Genomic DNA, 26,326 nt, shown 5'->3' with positions numbered 1-26,326 from the left:
GATCTGATTGCGAGAATCCGGCGGATCCGAGGCTATTTTGCGGAGACGCGAGGGGATCAGGTCTATTTTTTAGACCTGATCGTTAGCTGTTGATCAATCCCAGCTGGCGCATCATCCCGTGAATGATCATTGCGCCTTGGGCGCGGTTCGATACGGTGTCCGGCGAGAAGGTGCCGCTCGAGGTACCGCGCACAATGCCATGCTTGACGGCATAGGCGACCGCTTCCCTCGCCCAAGCGGCAATGCTCGCTTCGTCTTCGAAGCCGCCGAGCCGGGAGTTGATTTCCTCGTTGGCAAGCGGCTCGATTTGGCCGGTAAATTTGAGCGCGTTGTACAGCATCGTCACCATTTCCTGACGGCTTAACGATTTCCCGGGCTGGAAACGGCCATCCTCGTAGCCGTTAGCCAGGCCAAGCCCGTAAGCGGTCATGATGGCGTCATAATGCCATTGCCCGGGCGTCACGTCCGCAAAAGCGGCGCCATCGCCTTGCGCCGGCTGAATCCCGAGCGACTGGATCATCATCGTAATGAACTGCGCCCGCGTCACTTCGCTTTTCGGCATGAAGCGATCCTCGCTCACGCCCCGCAGCACGAACTTATTGCTTAACGCCCGGATCGCATCCGCTGCGTAAGGGACTTCTCCCCCGTCCTCGAACGCTTGCGCATGGCGCCAAACGGTTAACACTGCGCTGCCTTTCAGCCAAAATTCCGCGTTTGCGCCATCCGCGCCAGCGCCGAACAAGGTCGGAACCGGCCGAGGTACGGCCTCACCCGATTCGTCTAAAGCAATGCCGGCCAGTTCGTATGCGGGCACTTGGCCAGCGCCGGCCGGCAGCTTCATCGCGTACCTGGCGTATCCGCCGCCGAAGCGGGCGCCGAAGCGGCTGCCGTCCGGTCTTACCGCGTTCAGTTCTACTCGGATGAGGCCGGCGCCAACGTCTGCCGCACCGTGTTCCTGCGCCATGCCGTTGCCATTGCGATCCTCTTGCACGGCAAGCGCGATCTCGATCGAATCCGCATCCGGTTCGACCTGACGGGCAAGCTCGGCCAGCGGCAGCCGAAGGAGGCCTTGCGGCGATTGAAATTCGAGCACAGCCTGCGGATTACCGGCTGACAGCTCCGTAATGGACGCCGGGACGCTAAGCACCGTCTTCGCCGCCTCATTCGGCAACGTCCCGATGACGACGGATGATGGACGTGACGCAAGCGCGAGAAGCGCGTCAACGCCCTTCCGGCTAATAGCGACCGACAACGTCCCGTCTGCCGATACCGATGCCTGCGCATCCTGCAATAGCACTCTGCCCGCCTGTCCGCCAATGGCTTCATCAAGCAGCGCGTCGCCCGGAGCCGTTACGGTCCCGTCCGAACCGCCGCCTCCTCCCCCATTGCCTCTGTCGCCTCCGCTGTCAGCCGTTCGGCTGACGGTAAGCGAATAGCTTCTAAACTGGCCGTCGTCTGCCTCTACTGCAACCGTAATAACCGTATCCGTCCCGGCCGCAAGGGAAATAGGCGCGGATGTTCCGCCGCTGTCAACCTCTTCGCCGTTTACCCGGATCACCGATCCGGCAGCTCGCGCCGTCGGCGTTACGGCGATCTGACTTACCTCGTTCGACACTTGAGCCGTATAGCTATTCCTTTGCGGATCGAACTCGGTGTCAAGCTCACCGGCGGACAGCGTCAGATCCGCAAGCTGATTGAGCAAAAACTCGAATTTTTGCAGCCGGTTGCTGTCGCGGTCCGCTGCGAAGACGTTGCCGCTTGGATCGATCGCGATTTTGTACAGGTATTCGAATTCGCCTTCGCCCGTTCCTTCTCCGCCCAAAATATCGATGATCTCGCCGAGCTTCCTATTTTCTTCTATATCGCGGACTGCCAGTTTATAGACGATGCCCTGTGAAGCAACCGTTACATAAAGGTTCCCGGCGGCATCCACCGCGAGATCGGTATAATCGCCGGAGCCGCCCGACACGGCATCCCAATTCGCGCTAATAGGCTCGCCGTCGTCCAGGCCGTACGCCGCGATCGTATGCTTATTCGTGGCGTACAGAATCCCCTCGTTACGATCGATGGCGATGCTTTCCAGATTCCAGCTGCCTCCGTCGATGAAGGTCTCCATGTCCGGTTCGTCCGGATCGTAAGTCGCCTGATCCAGCTTCAGAACGGAGCTGCCGCTAGTCGCGTACAAAATGCCGTCGCGATCGATCGCGATATCTGCGACTCCCCAGATGCCGCTGTACAGTTCATCCGCCGTGCCGGTCGAACGGTTAAAGCGATAGAGGGAGCCGCCGCTCGTTATATACACGAGTCCGGCGGCATCGACCGCGACGCCGGACGGCTCGAAGCCGTCGCCGCCGACCTGCTCGGCGATGAACCGCAGGTCGTTGTCAAACAGCTGTATGCGCTCGTTTCCCCGGTCGGCTGCAAGCACGTTGCCTTCGCGGTCGATCGCGATATTTCCCGGCTCCAAGAAGTAGCCCGGCTGATCGCCGCTTTTGCCCCATTCGTCCAAAAGACCAAGATCGGCGCCAAATTTCTGGATGCTTGCTTTATTCGTATCCGCAGCATAAACGCCGCCGTCGAAGACCGCCAAATCCGATAGGCTGCTAAACTGCGCGCTGCCGTAGCCGTTCTCCCCGACCGCGGCCGCACTCCAATCGGCGTCGAACCGGATGAGACGGCTTGCCGATTCGTCGGCCGCATATAAATAGCCGTCGGCGCCCGCCGCTATGCCTGTCAGCGACTCCACCTCAGTCGGCACCGGCCCGTCCGGCCCGGGAAGAATGATGTCCGTCTCCTTCCACTCATCTGTCAGCTGGCCGGTTCCGTCCAGCTTCACGATCCTCTCTTCCTCTTCGATAACGAACAGATTCCCGTCCCCGTCGACGGCAACGTCGATCGGCTCGACGAAAGCGCGATCCGCTTCCTCGGGTACCGCATAGGCCCCCCATTCTCCGATGCCGCCTGCGTTATCGAGCACCCACACGGAACCGCGTTCGGGATCCGCCGCATAGACCGAACCCGTAACGGAGTCGGCCGCGAGGCCGGAAATGTAATCGAATTGCTCGGCCCCGTTCCATTCGCCGACGACCTTCGGCCATTGGCCGCCCGAAACATCCAGCTTGTAGATCATCTTATCGTTCATGCTCTGAAGGCTCTGGCTGTATACATAGACAAAGCCGTCCGCGTCGACGGCGAGACGCCTGGGCGATATCCCGACGGGATCCTGATCCTCCTCGAACCCGACCGCGTCCCAGCTTGCGAGCAGTTCCCCTTCCGGGGAATAAACCTCGACTCCGTGCGACATGGCCACGTACAGCTTGCCCGCGCCGTCCGCGGCAATATCCTGAATGTATTCGAAGAAATATTGCTTCTCCGGCGTCATCCGCTCGAAGCGGTATCCTCCGCCGCCTTCCGCCGATACGCTCGGCGCCGCTAGCACCGCTCCGCCGTATGCAAGCACACACGCGGCCAGCGCAAGGCAGGTTATCCTGTTTAACGATCGCATCAATTTCAACCCGGTCACATCCCTTTCTATCGACAATTGCTATAATCGACATCCAGTTTAGCAAGCCGAATCGCGATTAACGATTGACGAAAGTTAACTTTCTCTCGATTTTGACGAAAAAAGTAGCCTATAATAGAAAAAAAGCGATCATTGTCGAAAATAACGGAGGACGTTATGAATCCAGCTCACGATGATATCCTGTTACGAACAAAAACCGTTCCGCCCGTCTTGCGGAAAAAGCTCGTGCGCCGAAGCCGCCTGAACGAACAGCTCGACAATGGCGCGCTTCGCCGTTTGACGGCCGTATGCGCGCCTGCCGGCTTCGGCAAAACGACGCTGCTCGGCGAGTGGGCCCGGGAGCGCGGCCAAGCGGTCGCCTGGCTGTCTTTGGACGAGAGGGACAACGACATCGTACGATTCTGGCGATATGTCACCCAATCGGTCATCGAAGCCTGCCCCCGGCTGGCCGACCGCTGCTCGCAGCTGCTTCCGATGCTTAAGGCGACAGCGGCCGACACGTTCATCGACGCGCTGATCAACGAGCTTTATCGTTATCCGGAGCCGATCGTCCTCGCATGGGACGATTACCAGTTCATACGGCTTCCGGAGCTTCATGCCCACGCCGCCTACTTCGTCGACAATCTGCCGGAGCATGCGCATCTCGTGATCGCAAGCCGCTCGGAGCTGCCGTTGCCGACGGTGAAATGGGCCGCCAGGGACGAGCTGACGCTGCTTGACGTCCGCCAGCTGCAATTCACGCTGGGCGAAACCGCGGATTACTACGGCAAGACGACCGAGCTGTCCGTGACGCCATCGCAAATCGCCGCGCTTCATAAGCGATCGGAGGGCTGGGTGACGGCGCTGCAGCTATTCTCCATCTCCCTGCAAGGCGAGCCCGATTACGACCGCCTCATCGACAGCTTCTCCGGCGGCCATCGCTTCGTCGCCGATTACTTATTTCAAGAGGTGTTCGCCGGACTTCCGGAACAAACGGCCCGATTTCTGCTGCATACCTCGATGCTCGCCCGCCTGAACGCCCGGATATGCGACGAGCTCTTGCGCAACAACGACAGCGAGGCGATGCTGGAGCAGCTCAAAGCGCGCAATTTGTTTCTCATCGCGCTGGACGAGCATAACGGCTGGTTCCGCTACCATCATCTTTTCGCGGATTTTTTGCAAAATCGGATGCGGCGGCAGGACGAGGAGCAATGGCTGGCCGCCAACCGCGCGGCCAGCGCGATTTTTGCCGAGCTCGGCTACGTCGTCGAAGCCATTGACCACGCCATCGTTTCGCGGGACGCCGCCTTCGCCGAACGGCTGCTCGAGCGGCATGCTCCCGCCTTGCTCACGCAAGGGGAATTCGCGACGCTGCAGCGCTGGCTGGACAGCTTCCCGGAGGAGCGGACCGGGCGCCTCCCGGAGACGTCGCTCCTGCACGCGTTCGTCCTTGTCGTGACCGGCCATTCCGGCCGGGCGGAGGAACTGCTCGCCGGCATCGAGCAGTACGGCAGGGGGCTTCCTCCCGGCGAGCGGAGGCAGCAAATCCAGAGCGGCTTGCTGTTCGTCAAATCCAATCTGCTGTTTACGACCGGCAAGTTCGAGCAGTGGCTTTCTTTTGCCAGCGGCGGACTCGACCAAATGCTGCCTCGGGATTCGATCTACTACAATTTCAATTACAATGTGACGGAGCCGCTCGTGAGAAGGACCGACTTCGGAATGAACGGCACGCTTACGACCGACACGGAGAGCATCGCCCGCCTTTTCACGAGCACGCTGAACGCTCATAACTGGAACGAATCCCTCATCAATCTGTATGTCATGCAGTCCCTTGGCGAGGGGTACTACGAATGGAACAGGCTGGACCACGCGGCGGCGCTTCTTCCCGTCGTCGACCGCGCCTCGCGCGCGAACCGGACGCCGGGCTTGTTCGTGCCGAACCGGATCGCGCAGTCGCTGATCCACATGGCGCAGGGCAAGCCCTATCTGGCCCATGACGCCATCGACGAAGCGCTGCACAAAGCGACGAACGAGCGGATGAGCCCGCATTGGAAGCGGGCGCTGCATGCTTGCAAAATCCGTCTATGCCTCATGGAAGGCAACGTACAGTATGCGAAGAAGCTTCTCCCCTTGCTTTCGGTCACCGCGAAGGACCGGCCGGTCTTCTCCAAATATTATGAATATGTCGCGCTGATCCGGCTGCTTGGCGCACAGCGCAAGGAGATCGAATCGCTGCGGCTGCTGTCGCTGCTGAAGGCCCAAGCCGTCAGAGAGAACCACGTCGTCAGCATTGTCGAGCTTACAATCGTGGAAGCCTGCCTCGAAGAGCAGCTTGGACGCCGAACCGCCGCGCTCGTGCTGCTGGAGGAAGCGCTCGCGATGACGGAACCGTTCGGCTATTTACGCAGCTACTTGGACGAAGGGGAATCGCTCGGACAGCTGCTGCGCAAATACGGTCAGCTCATGCAAAGCGACGACGCGCAGGCGCGCAGGAGGGCCGTATCCGGCGAGTATGTAACGAGGCTGCTGGCGCTGTTCCCGGACAAGCCCGATGCGGCGGCCAAGCCTCCTTCCGCAGCGGAAGAACTTAACCGAACCGAGCTGCAGCTGCTTCGGCTCATCCGGCAAGGCGCCGCGAACAAGGACATCGCGGCCAAGCTGTCGCTGACGGAAGGGACGGTAAAGGTGTATTTGTCGCGCATCTACGCGAAGCTGAACGTTTCGTCGCGGACGCAGGCGCTTATGGCCGCTCAGCAGCTGCGGCTGCTGGACGAGAGCTGACGAAGCGAAGATTATAAAAATCTTCCAAATCCCCTCCCCGCTTCCGAAATTTAGTATAATGAAAGTAATTTCTAATCGTAAAAGGGTGATGACATGTCAGATTTCAATGACCGCGACGACCTCGCCGAACGGCGGCGCAACAAGCTGAAGGTGCTGCATTTCGATAAGGACGGCAAGGACATCGTAGAATCGGAGAAGCCCGACGAGACGTTCGCCGATGTCGGCGGACTGGAGGACGTGAAGAAAAAAATCCGGATGAATTTCATTTTGCCGCTGAAGCAGCCCGAGTTGTTCGCCGCGTACGGCAAAGAGGCCGGCGGAAGCCTGCTGCTGTACGGCCCTCCCGGCTGCGGCAAAACGTTCCTCGCCCGGGCGGTAGCGGGCGAAATCGACGCGAACTTCATGCATATCGAGCTGCAAGCGATACTGGGCATGTACGTCGGGCAGAGCGAGAACAATTTGCACGATATTTTCGAGAAGGCCCGCGAGAATAAGCCTTGCGTCATTTTTATCGACGAGCTCGACGCCATGGGCGGCAGCCGCAACCAGATGCGCCAGCATCACGACCGTATTCTCGTCAACCAGCTGCTGATGGAGCTCGACGGGCTGCGGACGTTCAACGACCAAGTATTCGTCATCGGCGCGACGAACACGCCATGGTACTTGGACTCGGCGCTTCGCAGGCCGGGCCGGTTCAATCATATGATTTTCGTACCGCCGCCGGAGGAGGCCGAGCGCGCCGCGATTCTGCAGCTGAAGCTGGCGGGTAAACCGCTCGCTTCCCTCGAACTGAACCGGATCGCTCGCGAGACGAAGCATTTTTCGGGCGCCGATCTGGAGCAGATCGTGAAGGACGCGGTGGAAGGGGCGCTCGAGCGGACGCTCGAGACGGGCGACATCCAGCCGATCCGGCAGGACGATTTGAAGAAGGCGGCGAAGTCGCGCAAAGCGACGACGCTGGACTGGTTCGCGACGGCCAAAAACTACGCGACGTTCAGCGACGTCAACCAAGACTATCAAATCGTGCTGGACTATATGAAAGCGAACGGATTGAAATAAGCGGATAGAGCGAGGTGAGGGGAGCCCGAACATGATCGATGCCAACTTGAGCAGCAGCCGATACGCCAGAATCCATCAGCTTATGGAATGGCGAAAGTACAAGGAAGCGGCCGATGAGGCGATGCAGCTCATCCGCGAGGAGCCCGAGGACCCGGACGCCTATGCGATGCTTGCCCACGTCAGCCTCCGGATGGAAAACTACGAGCATGCCCTTCGCTGGTCGGACGAAGCGCTGAAGCGCGACCCGGAGAACGGGATCGCCTGGTTCGTCCGCACGACGGCCTATTACGATACCGAGAATTGGAAAGCGGCGAAGCAGGCGCTTGAAGAAGCGATGCGGATCGATCCGTACGAGCCTCACTATTATTTTTTGCAGGCCAATCTGAGCAACAAAAGCGGCAAGTTCGACGAGGCGAAGGCTTACATGCTGCAGGCGCTTGATATTACGCCGGAGAATCCGTTATTCCTCTCGACCCTCAGTTACAACGAAGCGCTGCTGCGCAATTTGGACGAATCGAGGGCGCTTGCCGCCAAAGCCCTTCGCCTGGAGGTGGAGTCCGAGATCGTATACTTGCACCTGGCTTGGGCGGCGGAGCGGCGCAATGATTACGAGGATTATTTGCTCATGCTGAAGAACGCAATCCGGCTCGATCCGGAGAACAAGCAGATCCGGGACGAATTTCTCGTCGCGCTGCAGAAGAACTACCTGATTTACCGGATTCTGCTGACGCCGGGCAATCTGGCGAAGAAGATGAAGCCTTGGCAAATTCTCGTCAGCTGGCTCGTTCTTTGGATCTTGTTCAAGCCGCTCGTGCTCGTCTTCATCGTGCTGTACGTCGCGACGCACTGGATTACGAAGCTGCTCGTGCATGTGAAGGTGTTCGGCTGGACGAGAAGAAGATAGCGGCTGCGACAGGGCTTAGCGCAATAAAAATAAGGACATCGCCCACTAGGCTGCGACCGTATGACGGACGCGGTTCGCCTGGCGGCTGCGGTGTCCTTTTTACTCGGCTGTCTGCTGCTTCGCAAAAAATACGCTTCCGAGCGATTCCCACCCGAAAGCGTGCCTTTATTTCAGCTTCTGCTCCAGCGTCAGCTTCTCGATCGCCTTCTGTATCCGGCTTTGCCTCGTCTCGGCCTTCTTCGCTGATTCGATCCAATCGACGTATTCCTTCTGGCACGAATACGAGAACTTATGGAACGCCGCTTCCGCCTTCGGATGCCCGGCCAACTGCCCGGCGAAGTCGTCCGGAACGCGCACGATCCGCGCCTCTTCGTCCCGCTCCATCGTAACCGTTACCCGGTCGCCCGCTTCGGCGCCGATCGCATCGCGAATCGCTTGGTTGACGACCATGAAATGCTCCCCGTTGCCGTTCGGCATCAACGTCCCTTTGTACGAAACGCCGTTGATCGTCCCTTTCACGGCTATGCGCGCTTTGCTTCCGAACAGCTTCTCCGCGTCGAACGGGACCGTCATATAGGTCCATGCCCCTACCGCTTCCGGCCTGACAAGGACGGCCTCGAATTTCTGCTCCGTCATTTAAACCAGCCTTTCTCCTTGAACCTCGTAATCGCTTCGATCCGGTTGCTGACGTCCAGCTTGTCGAGAATGACCGAAATGTAATTGCGGACCGTTCCCGTCGTAATGAACAGCTCGCTTGCGATTTCCTTCGTGTTTTTGCCGTCCGCGACCAGCCCCAGCACTTCCTTCTCCCGCTCGGTCAGCGGATTCTCCTGCCCGTAAGCTTCGTCCACGAGCTCGGAGGCGAAGATGCGCCTGCCGGCCATGACGCTGCGGATCGAATTCGCGAGCTCCTCGCTCGGGCTGTCCTTGAGCAAATAGCCGCGTACGCCGGCCTTGAGCGCCCTCTCGAAGTAGCCGGAACGGGCAAAGGTCGTCAGAATGATGACCTTCGTGCCGAGCCCCTTCAGCTCCTCCGCCGCGTCCAGCCCGGTCTTCGCCGGCATTTCGATATCCATGATGCACACATCCGGTTTATGCTGATGAACGAGCGAGATCGCGTCCTCCCCGTTGCTTGCCCGGCCGACGACCTTCATGTCCTCCTCCAAATCAAGCAAGGACGCAAGGGCGCCCAGCAGCATGCGCTGATCCTCGGCAATGACGATTCGAATCATATTCCGACTCCCTCCCCGCTGGCTTCATTCAACCTGCCTGATTACTTTGGGCACCCGGATCGTAAGAACGGCGCCATCGCTTGATCCGGCCTCGAGACTCCCGTTCACGAATTCCAGACGCTCCTTCATCCCTTGAAGCCCATGCCCTCTTCCGGTTTTGCTGCGTTCCTTGAATCCGACGCCGTTGTCCTTCACGCGAAGCACCACCTCCGTGCGGGACGACTCGATACTCACCGAGCATGCGGAGGCGGCGCTATGCTTCACGACGTTCGTGACCGCTTCCTTCAAGCACATGCTGAGCACGTTCTCCGCAATGAGCGTCGTATCCTTCAGCGCCGATTCGCCCTCGAACTCGAATTCGATTTGCGCCGCCTTCAACATTTGCCTGACCCGGAACAGCTCATCCTCGAGCTTCGCGCCCCGCATCTGTGTAACCATTTCCCTTACTTCCTTGAGCGCCGTTCTTGCCGTCTGATGGACGTCGTTTATTTCGGCGAGCGCCTGGGCAGGGTTCGTACTCATCAGCTTCCCCGCCAGATCGCTCTTTAAACCGATCAGCGACAATTTCTGGCCGAGCGTATCGTGCAGGTCTCGCGAAATGCGCTGCCTCTCCTCGAGCTTCACCAGCTCCGATATCCGCTTGTTCGCGTTCTCGAGCTGACCTTCAAGCTGCCCCTGCCTGATTCGGTTGTACGTATTGAAAGGCAGCAGGATCACGACGATCAGACTGATCAGGATGAACGGAAACTGCGTGAAAAACAGCTTGTTCTGCGTTGCGAAGCCGTAATTGACCGTGACGAACGTGCTTGTGATATGGATCGCGTACAGCGTGAAGAAGCCGGCGCGATTCTGAATATTTCCGATAAAGAAAGCGAGAAAAATCGAAAAATAGACATAACTGAACAGCAGCGTCATCGCGATCGAGATGACAATCTGGCCGCTGGTCCAGAAGTAGACGAGCCAGCCCTTGGCGCCGAAGGACAGCCGGTAGCAGACGAAGAACAAAATGATCATGACGATGCCGGATGCCGCTTCGTAAGTCGAGGACGATTGAAAGATGAAATAAAACGGCAGGATGCAGAAGACGATCCACACGTAAGGAAGCAGACCGGTGTTTTTATGAAAAATCTGATACCACTTGTTCATGCCGTCCACCTAATTCCCCATTCGTCTTCATATACTGCCTATTCTAGCACAATCGGCGCCGAACGTAATCATTTGCCCTGCAGGCTGGGCCGGGCGGAGCTCAGCTTCTTCTCGTCCGCCTTCCCGGCCTTCCGCATGCGCGTCTTGACGGCCTTGAAGCTGACGAACTTCTTCGCTTCCTCGTCCCACAGCCGGAACCGCAGCGACGCCAAGCTTTCCCTTATGTTGATCGTCGTCGCCTTGTGCAGCGGCGGCGTCGCGTTGTGGGCATCCTCCAAATAGTAATTCGGCACCTTCGGGCTCAGGTGATGGACATGGTGAAAGCCGATGTTTCCGGTAATCCATTGCAGAACCTTCGGCAATTTATAATACGAGCTTCCGTCCACGGCCGCATTCACGTAGCTCCACTCGTCATCGTGTTCGAAATAGGAATCCTCGAATTGATGCTGAACGTAGAACAGCCAGACGCCGAGCAGCCCCGATACGAAAAAGATCGGTCCCTGGACCATCGCGAACGCCTGCCAGCCGATAGCCCAGCATAGCAGCGCGTAAAGCGCCACGAGCAATGCGTTCGTCAAGTAAGTGTTCAGCTTCTCCTTCCGCTTCGCGCCTTTGCGATTGAACCGGTATTGGATGAGGAACACGTAGATCGGGCCAAGTCCGAACATGACGAGCGGCTGGCGGTAGATGCGGTAAGCCAAACGGCTGATGAACGATGCGGACGCGTATTCCTCCACCGTCAGGATCCACAGATCGCCGACGCCTCTCTTGTCGAGATTGCTGCTCGTCGCATGGTGAATGGCATGCGCGTTTTTCCATTGCAAATACGGCACGAGCGTCAGAACGCCGGTTATCGTGCCGACGATATCGTTCGCCTTCTTGCTTTGGAAGAACGAGCCGTGACAGCAGTCATGAAAAATAATGAATGTTCGAATGACGAACCCGGATGCGACGATGCAAATTGCCAGCGTCAGCCAGTAGGAGACCGATAAGCTCGCATAAGCGGCATACCAGAGCAGGACTAGGGGAATAAGCGTATTCGCCATTTGCCTGACGCTCGTTTTTACGTTCGTTTTCTCGAATGGGGCAACCGTTTTTCTCAATTGGGCGTGCTTCGGCTCTGTCATGGTCCTATTTCCTCCTCAAGTGGACGCCGCAAGCATGCTTTCGGACGTCGGAAGCGCTAATCTTCCCTAATTGTAAAGATTGGCGCCGGTCCGCTGAAGTCATAAACGTCAGTGAGGGGACATGACAAACGTCATGGTTGCCGGATTTTTTTGTCATTCGTCGAACATGCATTGGCGCAGCCATGCCGGTAACGCAAAAAAACAGGTCAATATATAGACCTGTTGAAAGAGCGGCAGTTGGTTGGCCGTATTAGCGGGTTCTTCGTAATCAGCGTAACATCGGCGTAAGACGCCGAATCGCACCTATTTTTTCGGGGCGAACGACAGCCCATTTTCCTTGAGCGCTTCGTTAAGTATGCGAATTCCTTTGGGCCCCATGCCGTGCAGCTTCAAAATATCCGCTTCCATCACTTTCGTAAGCTGCTCAAGCCTGTAAATCCCGGCTTCCGCGAGCGCTTGCGTCGCGGGGCGGCTAATTTTGGGCAGATCGCTGCCAGTCGTCGGTTTCGCGGAACGGTCCATCATGAACGCCTCCTAGTCCTCGATAGAAGTACAACAAGGCACGCCTCCCCGGTAGAGAAACGTGCCTTGCGTTGCTTACAGGGCCTTGTGGTTAAATCGCCCAATTCCCTTTGCGGAAGATCGGAACGACCGTGCCGTCGTCCTTAATGCCGTCGATATCCATCTCGGCCGAGCCGATCATGAAGTCGTTGTGCGTAATGCTCGCGTTAACGCCCTTTGCCTCCAGCTCCTCCGGCGACATCGTCTTGCCGCCCTCGATGTTGAAGGCGTAGCCGCTGCCGATCGCCAGATGGTTCGACGCATTCTCGTCGAACAGCGTATTGTAGAACAAAATGTTCGATTGCGAGATTGGCGATTCGTGCGGAACGAGCGCAACCTCTCCGAGGTAATGCGAGCCTTCGTCCGTATCGACCAGCTTCTGCAAAATGTCCTGCCCTTCCTCCGCTTCCACCTTCACGATGCGCCCGTTCTCGAACGTCAGCTTGAAGCGGTCGATGATGTTGCCGCCGTAGCTGAGCGGCTTCGTGCTCGAGACGTAGCCGCTCGTGCCGGTCTTCAGCGGAACGGTGAACACTTCCTCCGTCGGCATGTTGGCCATGAACGGGACGTCGTTCTGGTTCGTGCTGCCCGCCGCGACCCATACATGGCCCTCCGGCAGTTCGATCGTCAGGTCGGTGCCCGGCGCCGTGTAATGCAGCTTCCGGAACCGGTTCTCGTTCAGCTTCTCGCCCTTCGTATGTAACGTCGCGTTATGCTCATCCCATGCCTTGACCGGATCTTCGTTATGCAGCCTGACGGAATCGAAGATCGCCTTCCACAGCCGCTCGACCGCCTCCGCTTCCGAAGCGTGCGGGAACACCTTCTTCGCCCAATCCTTGCCGGCGGCCGCCACGACCGTCCAGCTGACCTTGTCGGACTGAATCGCCCGGCGGAACTCCTTCAGCCCTTCGCCCGAAGCCTTCTGGAAGTTCGCGATCCGCTGCGGATCGATGCCCTTCAGCAGGTCGGGGGTTGAGGAGGTGATCGAGATAAACGCCGCGCCATTCTCGACGAGCGCGTTACGCATCGCCGTCTCCCAGGCCGGCAAGCGGGTGAAGACGTCGTCGGCCGCTTTCTCGTACTTCAAACGGCCAAGCTCGTCGTCCGACCAATCCACGTGCACGTTGCTCGCGCCGGCTTCGTACGCCTTGCGTGCGATCTGCCTGACGAGCTGCGCTTGATCGATCGGCGCTCTTGCAAGGAATACCTCCTGTCCTTGCTGCACGTTCACGCCGACCCGAACGATCAATTCGGCGTATTTATCGAGTAGCTGTTCAAATTGACTCATCGCGCCTAATCTCCTTCCTTCTATACGATCGATAAAATTGATATGGCTATGGGTTAAATTGTATCGAATTCCCGAGCTCGGAGTCAAATGAAACGCCGATGTCCGGCACCGCCGCGCCCATTCAATGCTCGCCTTCGTGCAGCGCTGCCGATGCCGCCGCTTCGGCCCGCACCATTGCCCGCAGCTCCTCCGGCTCCAGCACTTCGATGCGCCGGCCGAAGCTAAGCACGATTTCGCAGGCCGACTCCAGCGTCTCGAACTCGGCCTCCGCGACCATCCAGCCGCCATCCGCCGGCATGGGTTCGGCCAGACGGACGAACCGCTCCTTCGCGAGGCGCCCCGCCGTCGCTTCCCGCACCTTCACCTTGGCCGGGTATTTCGGCAGCCGCCGCTTGAATTCGCTGATGGATTGCTCCCAGCAGGCGGCCAGGTCGAATCCGGGCCGCCGCTCGAACCGCTCCGCCAGCGTCTCCGCCGCGGTTAGCCGGGAGATGCGGTACGTCCGCAGCTCGCCCTCCGACTCCGCGACCAAGTACCAGACGCTGCGCTTCGCCACCAAGCCGAGCGGATGAACGACGCGCTCCGCGGGACCGTCCTCCCTGCCGTAAGCGATCCGCAGCTTCCTCTCCTCCCACACCGCCTCCTGTACGACCGAGAGGAGCGGCGCCGTTTCGTTCGAACGATGCCAGCCCGCCCCGTCGATATGAATCTTCTGCCTCGCCAGCGCCGCATCCTTGCTCGCCTCGTCGGGAGAAGCGGCGAGCAGCTTCTGAACCGCCGCTTCGAAATGCTTCTCGATGCCGAGGTCGCCCAGCAAGCCCGATTGGCTCGCCACCAGCACCGATGCAAGCTCCTCCGCGCGCATCCCCGTCAAGTTCGTCCGGTAGCCTTCGGAGAGCGCCCAGCCCCCGCGCTGCCCCCGCTCCGCGTACACCGGAACGCCCGCGCCGCTCAGCGAGTCCATGTCGCGCAGAATCGTCCGCTCGGATACCTCCAGCTTCTCCGCCAGCTCCTTCGCCGTCAGCTTGCCGTAATTTTGCATAAGCAACACGATCGATAGTAACCGGCCCGCCCGCATGCGGCGCCACCGCCTTTCTTATTCATCCGCTAAGATCCATTCTTATTTTTTATTATAGCATTGATATATGACAAAGGTTGTCGTATTTCGTTTGGTACGCTGACGGTGAATAAAACGATGGAATGGAGCGATCAAGATGAAACCATTGGCAGGCAAAATAGCGGTCGTCGCGGGTGCGACGCGCGGAGCGGGACGCGGAATCGCGGCCAGTCTCGGCGAGGCGGGAGCGACGGTCTACTGCACGGGAAGAAGCGTGCGCGGACAAGCGTCCGACTTGAACCGTTCGGAGACGATCGAGGAGACGGCCGAGCTGGTCTCGTCGCTAGGCGGATTGGGCATACCGGTCAGAGCGGACCATACGGTCCCGGAGGACGTCGAGGCTTTGTTCGAGCGGATCAAAGACGAGCAAGATGGCCGCCTCGATCTGCTCGTCAACAACATTTGGGGCGGCGAGCAGCTGACGGAGTGGGAGAAGCCGTTCTGGGAGCATTCGCTGCGGAAGGGCTTATTGATGCAGGAGCGGGCCGTGAAGGCGCATCTAATAACGAGCCACTACGGGGCGCCGCTTATGGTGAAGAGAAAGACGGGTCTCATCGTCGAGGTGACGGACGGGATCGATTACCGCTACCGGGGCAGCTTGTTCTACAGCTTGGCCAAAATATCGCCGATCCATCTGGCCGAGGCGATGGCCGCCGACCTTAAACCGCACGGCGTCGCGGCGGTTGCCGTGACGCCCGGCTTTCTCCGTTCCGAGGAGATGCTGAAGCACTTCGGCGTAACGAAGGACAACTGGATGGATGCCGTTCATGGCGGCAAGCCGCAAGCCGAGCATTTCGGCCAGTCGGAGACGCCTTACTTCGTCGGACGTGGCATCGCAGCGCTCGCCGCCGTCAGGAACTTACCGGAGCGCTCCGGGCGCGTATTCCCGAGCTGGCAGCTGTCCGACGAATTCGGCATAACCGATATCGACGGGCGGCGGCCGCACTGGGGCAATTACGCCAAGGCGAACGGCTTCCTGTAAGGAAAGCGCGCAGCCGCGATCGGTTAACCGTTCACGACTTCGCCGCCGTTCACATGCAAAATTTGCCCGGTCATATAGCTTGAATCGTCCGAGGCCAGATACACGTAAGCCGACGCCAGCTCATGCGGCTGGCCCGGGCGCTGCATCGGCGTGTCCGAGCCGAATTCTGCGACGGCCTTCTCGTCGAAGGTGGACGGGATGAGCGGCGTCCAGATCGGTCCCGGCGCGACGCCGTTCACCCGGATACCTTGGCCCGCCACATTGACGGCCAGCGACCGGGTGAACGATACGATCGCTCCCTTGGTCGCGGAATAGTCGATCAGCGTCGGATTGCCCCGGTACGCCGTAATCGACGCCGTATTGATAATAGCGGACTTCTTCTTGAGATGCGGCATGGCGGCGATCGTCAGATAGAACATGCCAAAGACGTTCGTGCGGAACGTGGCCTGCAGCTGCTCCGCCGTAATGTCCTCGAGCTTCTGCCTTACATGCTGCTCGGCGGCGTTGTTCACGAGGACGTCCAGCTTGCCGAGCGACTTCACGGCCTGATCCACGGCGCTTCGGCAAAAGCCCTCGTCGCCGATGTCGCCCGCGACGAGCAGGCATTTCGCGCCGGCCTTCTCGACCGCGGCCTTCGCCGTCTTCGCGTCCTCGTGCTCGTTCAGATAGACGATCGCGACGTCCGCGCCTTCCTTCGCGAAGGCGACCGCCACCGCGCGGCCGATGCCGCTGTCTCCGCCCGTGATCAGCGCCGTCTTCCCTTTCAGCTTGCCCGCGGGGCGATAGGCGTCCGTTTCGAATACGGGGAGCGGCTTCATCTCGGATTCGATGCCCGGCTGGCGGTTCTGATGCTGCGGCGGGTTGATTTGCTTTTTCGAGGATGAGGTCACGTCAATTCAGCTCCTTCATGTTTTTTCCGTAGAAGATTTCGTCCATTTCCGTTTTCAATCTTCTCGTAATTTCCTCTTGCTCTTGCCCGGTCAGCGAATCCTTCGTGTAGCCGAACAAATAATTGTTCAGATCGAACTGCTTCAGCTTGCACTTGGTGTGAAACACGTTCTCTTGGTAAATGTTCACGTCGATCATGTCATACAACTCGGCTTCTTCCCTCGGTATGTAGTTCTGGATCGAATTGATGTCATGGTCGATGAACAGTTTATACCCGTTAATGTCGCGCGTGAATCCGCGCACCCGGTAATCGATCGTCATAATATCGGTATCGAACGAGTGGATCAAATAGTTGAGCGCCTTGAGCGGGGATATTTCGCCGCAGGTCGATACGTCGATGTCCGCCCGGAACGTGCTGATCCCTTCGTTCGGATGGTATTCCGGGTACGTATGCACCGTAATATGGCTTTTGTCCAAATGCATGACGACCGCCTCCGACTCCGGAAGCGGGCCCGGCGATTCCTCGAACGACTCCGTCGGCGCCGTATCGACCGGCCCTTCCGACACGAGCAGCGTGACGCTGGCGCCCTGCGGGATGTAATCCTGCTTGGCGATGTTCAGGACATGCGCGCCGATAATATCCGACACCGTGCTCAATATTTTCGTCAGCCTGTCCGAATTGTACTGCTCGTCAATGTAAGCGATGTAAGCTTCGCGCTCCTCCCTCGTCCGCGTGTAGCAAATATCGTACATGTTGAAGCTTAACGATTTGGTCAGGTTATTGAAGCCATGCAGCTGAATCCGCTGCTCCGGCGTTAGCTTCACTCGAATCCCCCCTGTTCAACTACTACTATTTCCTAAAAAAAACAAAGCATTCCCTTCCGTCAGACGCACCGGATTCGAAATGCTTCGCCGATATTGACTGACCGATTGGTCAGTGATATGATGATCGGCATGAGGAGGGAAGCCGTTGACATCGCAACTTTCGGATAAACGAACGGAGAAGGGCGGCCAGACGCGCGCCCGCATCGAGGAGGCCGCCATCGCGATCATCGCGGCGGAAGGCGTTCGGATGCTGTCCGCGGCCAAGCTGGCGAGCGCGTCGGGCGTAAGCAAAAGCAATATTTTTCACCATTACGCTACGATCGAAGACATTCGCACCGGGGTGCTCCGGCGAATCTTCGAAGCGATGCTTGCCCCTTTGCATGCCGAGTATCGGGATCCGGCGCATTTCCTGACCGCCGTAGGCGGATTCGTCACGGGCGCGCGCGAGGAAGAGGTCGCCGTGTTCAAAGCGTTCTTCTCCTATTACCACGAGGGGATGTTCCATGAAACGTACCGCGGGCTTCTGGTGAGCTGCGCGGACGAGATGCACGGTCTGCTCTGCCGTCAACTGGAGAAGCTCGCTTCGCCGCGCGTCTCCCCTGAGACGATCGACAGTCTGGCGTCCGTCCTGCTGTCGACGATCGACGGCATGGGGCTGCACGTATTGCTGCACGGCGAAGCCGCGCGCTTCGAGCACGCTTGGCGCATGCAAGCGCAGATGATCGTCCGGCTGCTCGACAACGAATAAATGCCCGTTTGTCCAGCGGGCATTTTTATTCGCCTTATAACTGACCGATCGATCAGTCAATTTCTAAACGATGAGGAGGAATCGAAAACGATGAAAACCGTGAACATCCCGCCCTATTTGTATGAGCTTTTCGGCAGGCGCACGAGCGTCCTTGAGCTGTCCGTCACCTTGTTCTTCAGCGCTGCGATGAGCGCGGCGATGCTCGCTTATTCCGCCAAGGAGTGGCTGACGCTCGCCGGCTGGAAAGTCGCGGCGCTCGCGCTGCTGCTGCTCGATATTAACGGGGGAGTCATCGCCAATTTTACCGCATCCACGAATCGGTATTACCGGGCAAGCCCGGGCGCCCGTTACCTGTTCATCCTCGTGCACGTCCAGCCGCTTCTGCTTGCCTGGCTGCTCGGCGAAGGCTGGTCCGCCTGCCTGTTCGTTTGGCTGTATGCGGCCGCCAGCGCCCTCATCGTCAATGCTTGCGCGCGGCATTACGCGCAGCGCACGATTGGGGCGGCTCTGCTTTGCGCCGGCATCGGCTTTTTCCTGCTGCAGTACGCCGGGTCCCTTCCGAAGCTGCTGCTCGCAACGCTCTTATTTTATCTCGTCAAAGTCGCCTTCGCCTTCGCCGTCGATCACGATCCCGGGCGGGAGGACCGCGAGGCGGCAAAATGACGTATAAGCGAAAAAGGCCGCCGGCCTCGTACGCGACGAAGCGGCAGCCTTCCTGCTATTTATAAATGAGCCAATAAGTTCGCGCGCACGTCCGACAGCTTCATGTCCCGCATCAGCTTGCCGTTCTCGAACACGACCTCGAGCCGGTCCTCCTCCTTGCGCCGCTCGTATTCCGCGACGCCGAGGTTATCCGTATAGACCAGCTTCCCGTTCTCCTCCGTGACGAGGACGAGGCCGGTTTGCGATTTTTTGACGCCGCTGTCCGTCTTCGGATCCTTGTAAATTTTGCGTTCTTCGCCGTTCACGATCGTGAACGTCGATTTCAGGGCGAACCCGAACGTATCGCGCGTATTGTACTGGTACGTGAACGAGCCGATGCCGTATACCATATTCGTCGAAGCGAAGCCTTTGGCCTCGAGCTTCTCGCAAATTTCGCGGCAGCGCGCGATCGTGATCGCGTCGCCGTAGATGGCGCCGATGTGGCTGTCCAGCTGCCTGTAGCCCTTCTCCGTCACCGTGCCGCCGAAGATGTCCCATAGCAGCTCGATGACGCCCTTGCGCTCGAATTCGCTCTCCCCGTCCGGATCGCCGCAAATGATATTAACCGGGTCGCCGCTGTCCGGTCGGATGACGACTCGGCCATCCCTGCTCAGGATGTCGTCCTTCAGCCCCCGGATCACCACGTCCAGCACGCTCCACAAATCCCACGTGTCCGATACGATCGAGACGAAGCCGCTCGGGTATATTTCTTTGATGAGGTATCGGTACGAAGCCATTTCATCCCGTCCGTGCGCGCACATGACGCTGTGCTCCGTCGCCGGAATCGAGGTGCCGACCAGCTCGCGTTCCATATTGGCGTTGTAGTAATTTTCCAAATAGAGAATAGCCGGGATCGTATCCGTACCGGTAAACGAAATCAAATGCCCCGCGCTGCTGCCGAGCGCCGCCTCCAGCGCGCCCATGCCGCGCATCGAGAAATCATGCCCTTGGAACGGCACGCCCGATACGTCTCCGTTTGTTTTGCGCGCATAGTCCTCCAATATTTTGCGGTATTCGAAGGCGAGCGTGGCGCTCGTCGCCGGCATCCACAGCTGGCACGACATGAGCGTCTCTAAATAATTGGTCAGCCAGAAAAACCGCGGCAGCGTATTTTCGATCGTCAGCATCGGCACCCGAACCGGTACGAGCGTGCCTTCCTTGATCGCTTTGATTTTGATCGGCAAATAGCCGAGCTCGTGCAGCTCTTCGATATGCGAAGCGTCCGGATCCGCCTCGCCGAGCGCGTGGCGGATTACTCTCCTGTACTCTTCGGCGACCTCCTCCTTCGTTCGTGCGAAGAAATGCTCATTAAAGTAGTCGATCACATACTGCTTGACGAACGATTGGAAGCCGAAGGCGACGACTTCGTTAATGCCTTCGAGGCGGCTCGTGCGGGCCGTCCAGGTCGAATAGACCAGCTCCGTCCCTTTCGGATATTGATTTTTGTGGCTGACCTTATAGAAATCGCACAGCAGCGTTGCCGGGTAAACGAATCGTTCGCTCATCTCACAAACCTCCCATTTCGTATACGTGAATGTCATCATGGCCGCCCGGCTCCAGTATCGTATCTGTTGTGTACACGCGGTCGATTAGTCCCGAACCGAGCAGCTTTCCTTTGTAAATCGATTTCTCGCAGTGCGCGACCAGCAAATAAATATTCGTTGCCCCGAGCGCCTTCAGCTTCTCCGCGCTCCTCAGGAAGGTGCCGCCGTACGAGCACAAGTCATCGACGATGATCGCTTTGAAGGCGCCCGCCGGCAGCTGCCCGACGACCTCCAGGCTTTTGATGTCGCCGGTCCGGAAATCCCTCTCCTTGAAGCCGACGAGCTGCTTGTAGCCCGTCACCTTGCTGTAGCGCTTCTGCGCGCCCGCGTCCGGGAAGAACAAATAATCCTGCTCCGGATCGAACCCGATCTCGGCCGCGACCTGCCCGATCAGCTGCAGCGTCGGATATTTCGTCAGACTCCGGTCGATCAGCGCCGGCGTAACGTCGGAATGCGGCTCGATGACCGTCACGGATTCGAACCGGAGCGAATTGATGAACGCCGCCGCCGCCTTAAGCGTGAATACGGACGTGCCCTCTACCCGGTCCATCCGGCTGTACGGCATATACGCGATCGTCAGCGAGCAATTGGCTCCGCGAGCATCCAGATAGCTCTTCACGAACATGAGCCTGATCAGATCGCCGTCGTCCTCGTACTTCCAATAGATCGCGTTGAAATCCGTCATATGCGTTAAAATTTGTTCGCCGTCGACCAGCGTCTCCCCGTTCGGAAACGTTTTAAAGCTCAGCTCCTTGCCGTTCAGCTTCATCATGGCCGTCTCTCCTCTCCCCTATTAGCCGTATATCGACAATGAAGGCTCGTCATCCGTGAACCGGTACAGCTGCGCCGCCCGCTGCGAATATTGGTTGGACGACAACGGCTCGCCCTTCTCGTCCTTGACCTCTTCGAGAATCGCGCTGCGGCTCTTCGTCGATGTCAGCTTGCGGATAAAATTCGGCTCCTCGTAATCCGGCACGACCGTCCGGATCACCTGGTACAGCTCGCTTAACGTGAACGCTTCCGGCAGAAATTCCTTGGCGATCTTCGTCGTCATCATTTTGCGGCGAACGACCTGCAGGGCGTCGCTCAAAATTTGCCTGTGGTCGAAGGCCAGCTCCAGCCGCAGCGCTTCTTCGACCGGGAACAGCCGAACGTCCATCGCGTCCACCGCCGCGGCCCGATGCGCAAGCTGCCGCTCGTTCACGAGCGCCAGAAACGCGTGCGAGATCATCCATCCGCGCGGATCGCGGCCGGGAGCGCTGTACGCGTTGAAATACTCCAGCTTCACGTGATCCACCGCCGTCTCCTCCTTCAGCTCCCGAAGCGCGCAATCGTATACCGATTCCGTTTCCTTCGTAAAGCCGCCCGGCAGCGCCCACTGTCCCTCGAACGGCCATATTTTGCGCTGGATCAGCAGCACCTGCAGCTCGCGCGTCGGCAAAGCCTTCTTCTTCGTCCGCTTTCCGGACGACACGATCGTGAAGATCACGATATCCGCGGGCGCCCCGTCAGGCGTCCGGTATCGACTCGCGGAATAGTTCGATTCGTTCTCGATCATCGTTTCGGTTCACCTGCTAATTTTATTTTGTCGATTTGATATTATCATAATGACATTATCAAAGGTCGATGTCAATCCCTTTTGTCAAAAATAGGCTTGCGGAGAGGCGGCAGTCACTCTTCACATCGCCGACCGCTGGCTCTTGCCGCTCTGCTGCCTTGGCAGGCGGACGCTGCGAAGGTGACCCGGCAAGCGCCGGCCCGGCACGAAAAAAAGCGGCTGTTCGCCGCTTCTCCAATTGCAGGCTGTTGCTGCCATGCACGCCCCGTTCAGCCAGATCCCCGGGTCGCATGTACGTCATCCAGCCAAAAGGCAGGCTTTCCTTCATTGAAGCCGCTTTTTGGCTCGCCTATTCGACCCGCTGCTTGATTTGCCTGTATTTCATCCAGCCAAAAGCAGCCTTTCCTTTCACTCTACTTGATTTGAATGTACTTTTTCCATCCAAAATGCTCGAAAATTGGCTCCGAACGTCCTTTTTCGTCTGTTTGGTTGGATAATATCCAGTCAAATCATAAACTCCGCCTCTAAGCATGCTTTTGACTGGATCCTATCCACGCTAATCCGCAGCCGCAGCCAAATCCGCCGGATAGACAAGGCCGAGCTGTTTTCTGGCTTCGTCCATAATTTCCAGCGTCTTCAGCGTATTCTCGAACGTATTGACCGACGACTCCGTCCGCCCCGCCCGGATCAGTTCGATAAACTCCGCCGCTTCGTAATACATCGTCTTCGGATTCGTCGGCTGCGAGAGATCCTCGGCCTCACCGTTTCGATACCGCAACTCGATTTTGCCGGGCTCGCTGATCTTGTCGATGACGATGCTTCCGCCCTCGCCCTGAATTTCGGAAGGCAGCGAAGAGTCGGTAATTTTCGAGTACATGACGACCGCATCCATTGTCGGATACTGCAGCACGATGCTGCCTTCGCCGTCGACGCCGGACTCCAGCATGACCCCCGTCGCTTTGACGGCTTCCGGCTTTCCGAACAGCGCCACGAGCGGATAGAGGCCGTACACGCCGAGATCCATCAGCGCCCCGTTCGAGAACACGGGATTGAACGCGTTAAGCACCGTCCCCGCCTTGTAAGCGTCGTAGCGGGAGGAGTATTGGCAGTAGCTCGCAAAATAACGGCGAACCGTCCCCAGCTTCGCGACGTTATCCCGTATCGCCTTAAAACCGGGCAGCAGCGTCGACTTCATCGCCTCCATCAGCAGCACGCCGTTGCTTCGCGCAGCCTCGATCATCCGCCGGGCTTCTTGTACGTTCGAAGCGAGCGGCTTCTCGCATAGCACGTGCACCCCCCGATTCATACACGCCACCGCATGCACCGCGTGATAAGCGTTGGGGCTTGCGATATAGACGGCGTCGATCTCGCCGCTGCCGGCCATCGCGTCCACATCGGTGAAAACCGCCGCGATCCCGTGCTTCTCCGCGAATGCGCGTCCCGTTTCTTCCGAGCGCGAATACACCGCCGCCAATTGGAATCCTTCGACCTCCCGCGCGGCGTCGATAAACGCCTCCGTAATCCAGTTCGTCCCGATCAATCCGAATCTTATCATGGCTTGCAGCTCCTCGTTGTGCTAATTTCGCTTCCAAAAAAAAGTGTCCAAAGTCTCCTCCTATTATAGCCTCGCAAGGAAACTTCTGTCCAAATCGGCCGCCCCGCGCCTTTGACAAAATCCAGCTTTTGTATTAAGATGCCAACAACCATCATCCAAAAGGAGGCACGATCATGGACGCTATCTATTTCATCGTACCCGCCCTGTTAGCTTACATTTGCATAATGGTTATGTTTATCCGGCAGGCCACGCCCCGCAACCGGCTTTTGTTCGGCGTAACGCTTCCCTCGGACGCGCTGCTCGACCCTTCGATCGCGAAGCTCCGGACCGAGTATAAGAAGACCTATGCCTGGTACGGCGTCGTTTCGTTATTGGCGATTGCTCCGTTTTTTGCGCTCGCCGATTACTTCTCCATGGCGCTTATCTATATGTTCATTTGGTTCGCGGCTTTTATTTACACCTCCAAGCTCCCGTTCAACCGCATACACCGCCAGGCCGCCGCGCTCAAGCGGGAGAAGGATTGGTTCGTCGGCGAAAAAAGGCTCGTCCAGATGGATGCCAAGCTGCGGCACCACAAACAAGCGAAGGCTTTATCGCCCTACTGGTTTCTCATTCCCGCCCTCATGTCCGTCACGCTTATCGTCGCATCGTTTACCAACGCCAATGTTCTTCTCAAAATGACCGGTTTCGCTTCGCTCGCCATGACCGCCGTATTGTTCGCCATCTCCCATGCGTTCCGCCAATTGGATTCGAAAATATACGGCGGCAACCCCGACGTCAATGCGGCGATCAACCGCGCCAGCCGGCGATATTGGTCCATTCTGTGGCTTGGCATGGCTATTTTTGAAAGCCTTAACGCGATGGTGGCCTATGCGATATTGAACAGCGGAAGCGCCTCCGACTTCACGTTGTGGCTGATCGGAGGCGTAATGGTATCGCTGGTGCCGCTCGGCGCCGTCTTCTTCGTCCATAACAAAGTTCGCGCCCTGGAAGAGAGCCTTGCCGCGAGCGACGGTCAAGGGATGATCGCCGACGACGATGCTTACTGGATTAACGGATCCACCTACTACAATCCGGATGACCAATCGGTCATGGTTCCTAAACGCGTCGGCATCGGTACGACCTTCAACATGGCCACCCGCGCGGGCAAATGGTTCCGGTACGGCAGCGTCGTGCTCGCCTTCGCGATCATCCTGCCGCTCGCCGCGTTCGCCGTGCAGTCCGACCATACGGCGCCCGTGCTCCATATTGGGAAGAGCGGCATCGTCGCGATCGATTACCCTTTGCACGACTACAGCTTCGAGATCGGCGAGGTACGCGAATTGTCGCTGGTGGATTCCATCCCGAGCGGCTTTCGTACGAACGGAACGGCTACGGCCGAGTATGCCCGCGGCAGCTTCAACCTCGAGAAGCTCGGGAACGCCAAGCTGTATGTATTCAAAAAATCGCCGCCGTACATTTTGGCGAAGCTGGACGGCCAGTACGTTATTTTCAACGACAAGAATGCGGTTAACACAAAGGCGATTTTCGATGAACTGAAAGCTTTACGAGACGCACCCGAACCGAGCGCCTAAACGCTTGTCCCGTAAATGAACCGCTCCAGGGCGTCTATCGTTTCGGTGCCTAGCGGTTCCGAATTGTCGTAGGACAGCACGGACTCTGCCGGAAGGGGCCAGCTCAGCTCTCGCTTCCCAAGCGATCGGCTGAAATCGTTCCAATGGTCCAGCTTCCATTGATCGAGCTCCGAACCTCTTCCGACAATTCGTTCGAAATACAGACGCTCAACCTGCAACGAGACGAAAATAACCTTCACGTCCACGTCTCCCAAAGAGACTCCGATGGAAGCGAGCTCGCGCTCGATCCACTCCGGGGCCTCCGTTTCTTTCGTGAACGGACCAATAACGAAGGCGTCGTTGCCGATGCCGATATTCTCAAGCGCGGCATCCATCGTAATGCGATAACCCAGGTCGCGGCACAGCTTCTTGTACTCGGCCGAATCGCGATCGCTCGGATCGAGTCCGGCCTGCGTCATCAGCGCGACCGCCGCCGGCCGCAGCAGCGTATCCATATCGAAGAGCGCCGCGCCGCTTCTCCGGGCAACTGCTTTCGCCAGCGTCGTCTTGCCCGCGCCGGCTCCCCCCAAGAAAAACACTAATTTCCGCAACCATCTCGCCTCCCTCCTCTATCGTAAGCCCCTTCCGCCGATTATACAAGATCGTAGCCGCATGCATCGATCGCCTCACTGAGCTCCCACGTCGGATTTCCGTTGTACGAAATGCAGCGTAACTGCATGGACACTACGCCGAATAACGCAAAAAAAGCATCCTGCTTCGCAAGATGCTTTAGTGAATGAATGGAGCGGAAGACGGGAATCGAACCCGCGACCCTCGCCTTGGCAAGGCGATGCTCTACCGCTGAGCCACTTCCGCAAATATAAAGGTTGGCTGGGGATCTAGGATTCGAACCTAGGCATGACGGAGTCAAAGTCCGTTGCCTTACCGCTTGGCTAATCCCCAACGACGTTGTTAGCCATACCGTAAAGAAATGGCGGAGCTGACGGGATTCGAACCCGCGGTCTCCTGCGTGACAGGCAGGCATGTTAGGCCTCTACACCACAGCTCCGTATGTAATGCAATTACCGTCAGCATGAATCATTTGCACGCTGAAAACTGGATACGAAAGTGTGTGCTGAAATGCTTAGTTTCTGATATTTCTTTAGGGTAAGCCCTCGACCGATTAGTATTCGTCAGCTGCACGCATTGCTGCGCTTCCACCCCGAACCTATCAACCTCGTCGTCTTCAAGGGG

General features: G+C 58.2%; 23 protein-coding genes, 3 tRNA genes and 1 rRNA gene. 7 read left to right on the top strand and 20 right to left on the bottom strand.

The annotated features are described in order from the left end of the window. Positions 1–82: 82 nt before the first annotated feature. The gene (locus IDH41_RS27510; protein ID WP_223830120.1) at positions 83–3,505 is read right to left on the bottom strand and encodes an S-layer homology domain-containing protein; all 3,423 of its coding nucleotides are present in this window, start codon (positions 3,503–3,505) and stop codon (positions 83–85) included. A 243-nt stretch (positions 3,506–3,748) separates the two neighbouring features. Between IDH41_RS27510 and IDH41_RS32055 the strand changes: the two genes are divergently transcribed. The 3 genes from IDH41_RS32055 (at position 3,749) to IDH41_RS27495 (ending at position 8,246) form a co-directional block, all read left to right on the top strand. Next, entirely contained in the window at positions 3,749–6,283 is a 2,535-nt protein-coding gene (locus IDH41_RS32055) for a LuxR C-terminal-related transcriptional regulator (protein WP_190866920.1), read from the top strand. Positions 6,284–6,376: 93 nt separating this feature from the next. Next, entirely contained in the window at positions 6,377–7,342 is a 966-nt protein-coding gene (locus IDH41_RS27500; protein WP_190866919.1) for an ATP-binding protein, read from the top strand. 31 nt (positions 7,343–7,373) lie between these two features. Then, positions 7,374–8,246 carry a tetratricopeptide repeat protein gene (locus tag IDH41_RS27495; RefSeq protein ID WP_190866917.1) on the top strand — a complete coding sequence of 291 codons (873 nt, stop codon included), beginning with the start codon at positions 7,374–7,376 and terminating at the stop codon, positions 8,244–8,246. Between the two features lie 165 nt (positions 8,247–8,411). On the opposite strand, the gene IDH41_RS27490 is transcribed toward IDH41_RS27495, so the two are convergent. The 7 genes from IDH41_RS27490 to IDH41_RS27460 all read right to left on the bottom strand — a co-directional run bounded on the left by IDH41_RS27490 (position 8,412) and on the right by IDH41_RS27460 (position 14,678). Then, positions 8,412–8,882, bottom strand: coding sequence for a YdeI/OmpD-associated family protein (locus tag IDH41_RS27490; RefSeq protein WP_190866915.1), 471 nt, complete (start codon positions 8,880–8,882; stop codon positions 8,412–8,414). Beyond that, a complete protein-coding gene (locus IDH41_RS27485) occupies positions 8,879–9,478 on the bottom strand; it encodes a response regulator transcription factor (protein WP_190866913.1) in 600 nt (199 codons plus the stop codon). The genes IDH41_RS27490 and IDH41_RS27485 overlap by 4 nt, the downstream gene beginning before the upstream one ends. A gap of 24 nt (positions 9,479–9,502) precedes the next feature. Next, positions 9,503–10,624: a sensor histidine kinase gene (locus IDH41_RS27480; protein WP_190866911.1), complete on the bottom strand. Its 1,122-nt coding sequence runs from the start codon at positions 10,622–10,624 to the stop codon at positions 9,503–9,505. Between the two features lie 68 nt (positions 10,625–10,692). Further along, the gene (locus tag IDH41_RS27475; protein WP_190866909.1) at positions 10,693–11,751 is read right to left on the bottom strand and encodes a fatty acid desaturase; all 1,059 of its coding nucleotides are present in this window, start codon (positions 11,749–11,751) and stop codon (positions 10,693–10,695) included. Positions 11,752–12,054: 303 nt separating this feature from the next. Next, a complete protein-coding gene (locus IDH41_RS27470; protein WP_190866907.1) occupies positions 12,055–12,273 on the bottom strand; it encodes a helix-hairpin-helix domain-containing protein in 219 nt (72 codons plus the stop codon). Positions 12,274–12,364: 91 nt separating this feature from the next. Beyond that, positions 12,365–13,600, bottom strand: coding sequence for an aminopeptidase (locus IDH41_RS27465; RefSeq protein ID WP_190866905.1), 1,236 nt, complete (start codon positions 13,598–13,600; stop codon positions 12,365–12,367). Between the two features lie 121 nt (positions 13,601–13,721). Further along, the gene (locus tag IDH41_RS27460) at positions 13,722–14,678 is read right to left on the bottom strand and encodes a helix-turn-helix transcriptional regulator (RefSeq protein ID WP_190866903.1); all 957 of its coding nucleotides are present in this window, start codon (positions 14,676–14,678) and stop codon (positions 13,722–13,724) included. Between the two features lie 136 nt (positions 14,679–14,814). On the opposite strand from IDH41_RS27460, the gene IDH41_RS27455 reads away from it, so the two are divergent. After that, positions 14,815–15,699: an SDR family oxidoreductase gene (locus IDH41_RS27455; protein ID WP_190866902.1), complete on the top strand. Its 885-nt coding sequence runs from the start codon at positions 14,815–14,817 to the stop codon at positions 15,697–15,699. 23 nt (positions 15,700–15,722) lie between these two features. Here the strand turns inward: IDH41_RS27455 and IDH41_RS27450 are convergent, their stop codons facing one another. Beyond that, positions 15,723–16,589, bottom strand: coding sequence for an SDR family oxidoreductase (locus tag IDH41_RS27450; protein WP_190866899.1), 867 nt, complete (start codon positions 16,587–16,589; stop codon positions 15,723–15,725). A 1-nt stretch (position 16,590) separates the two neighbouring features. Next, entirely contained in the window at positions 16,591–17,412 is an 822-nt protein-coding gene (gene speD / locus IDH41_RS27445) for an adenosylmethionine decarboxylase (RefSeq protein WP_190866898.1), read from the bottom strand. A gap of 145 nt (positions 17,413–17,557) precedes the next feature. Here speD and IDH41_RS27440 point away from each other — a divergent pair, with 145 nt between their 5' ends. Both IDH41_RS27440 and IDH41_RS27435 read left to right on the top strand, forming a co-directional pair. Further along, positions 17,558–18,160 carry a TetR/AcrR family transcriptional regulator gene (locus IDH41_RS27440; protein ID WP_190866896.1) on the top strand — a complete coding sequence of 201 codons (603 nt, stop codon included), beginning with the start codon at positions 17,558–17,560 and terminating at the stop codon, positions 18,158–18,160. Positions 18,161–18,250: 90 nt separating this feature from the next. Then, positions 18,251–18,823, top strand: coding sequence for a hypothetical protein (locus tag IDH41_RS27435; RefSeq protein WP_190866894.1), 573 nt, complete (start codon positions 18,251–18,253; stop codon positions 18,821–18,823). 59 nt (positions 18,824–18,882) lie between these two features. On the opposite strand, the gene IDH41_RS27430 is transcribed toward IDH41_RS27435, so the two are convergent. From IDH41_RS27430 to IDH41_RS27410, 5 genes are all read right to left on the bottom strand, one after another. Beyond that, positions 18,883–20,367 carry a nicotinate phosphoribosyltransferase gene (locus IDH41_RS27430; protein WP_190866892.1) on the bottom strand — a complete coding sequence of 495 codons (1,485 nt, stop codon included), beginning with the start codon at positions 20,365–20,367 and terminating at the stop codon, positions 18,883–18,885. A gap of 1 nt (position 20,368) precedes the next feature. Next, positions 20,369–21,178 carry a ribose-phosphate pyrophosphokinase gene (locus tag IDH41_RS27425; RefSeq protein ID WP_190866890.1) on the bottom strand — a complete coding sequence of 270 codons (810 nt, stop codon included), beginning with the start codon at positions 21,176–21,178 and terminating at the stop codon, positions 20,369–20,371. A gap of 21 nt (positions 21,179–21,199) precedes the next feature. Then, complete coding sequence (locus IDH41_RS27420) at positions 21,200–21,964, bottom strand: NUDIX domain-containing protein (protein ID WP_190866888.1); 765 nt, start codon at positions 21,962–21,964, stop codon at positions 21,200–21,202. 58 nt (positions 21,965–22,022) lie between these two features. Next, on the bottom strand, positions 22,023–22,292 hold the full coding sequence (locus IDH41_RS27415; RefSeq protein WP_190866886.1) for a hypothetical protein: 270 nt from the start codon (positions 22,290–22,292) through the stop codon (positions 22,023–22,025). A 228-nt stretch (positions 22,293–22,520) separates the two neighbouring features. Beyond that, positions 22,521–23,519 carry a Gfo/Idh/MocA family protein gene (locus IDH41_RS27410; RefSeq protein ID WP_190866884.1) on the bottom strand — a complete coding sequence of 333 codons (999 nt, stop codon included), beginning with the start codon at positions 23,517–23,519 and terminating at the stop codon, positions 22,521–22,523. Positions 23,520–23,692: 173 nt separating this feature from the next. Here IDH41_RS27410 and IDH41_RS27405 point away from each other — a divergent pair, with 173 nt between their 5' ends. After that, positions 23,693–25,093 (top strand): DUF5808 domain-containing protein, encoded by a 1,401-nt coding sequence (locus IDH41_RS27405; protein WP_190866882.1) that lies wholly within the window; start codon positions 23,693–23,695, stop codon positions 25,091–25,093. Here IDH41_RS27405 and IDH41_RS27400 read toward each other — a convergent pair. The 5 genes from IDH41_RS27400 to IDH41_RS27380 form a co-directional block, all read right to left on the bottom strand. Continuing rightward, positions 25,090–25,683 (bottom strand): AAA family ATPase, encoded by a 594-nt coding sequence (locus IDH41_RS27400; RefSeq protein WP_190866880.1) that lies wholly within the window; start codon positions 25,681–25,683, stop codon positions 25,090–25,092. The two genes, IDH41_RS27405 and IDH41_RS27400, sit on opposite strands and share 4 nt — an antisense overlap. A 190-nt stretch (positions 25,684–25,873) precedes the next feature. Further along, a tRNA-Gly gene (locus tag IDH41_RS27395) sits at positions 25,874–25,948 on the bottom strand. 12 nt (positions 25,949–25,960) lie between these two features. Beyond that, a tRNA-Gln gene (locus IDH41_RS27390) sits at positions 25,961–26,035 on the bottom strand. A gap of 29 nt (positions 26,036–26,064) precedes the next feature. Continuing rightward, positions 26,065–26,141 (bottom strand) — tRNA-Asp (locus IDH41_RS27385). A 94-nt stretch (positions 26,142–26,235) separates the two neighbouring features. Next, a 23S ribosomal RNA gene (locus tag IDH41_RS27380) occupies positions 26,236–26,326 on the bottom strand; the annotation flags it as partial.

This window comes from Paenibacillus arenilitoris (assembly GCF_014705655.1).
Classification (GTDB): Bacteria; Bacillota; Bacilli; order Paenibacillales; family Paenibacillaceae; genus Pristimantibacillus; species Pristimantibacillus arenilitoris.
This window is presented reverse-complemented; position numbering and strand designations above follow the sequence as displayed.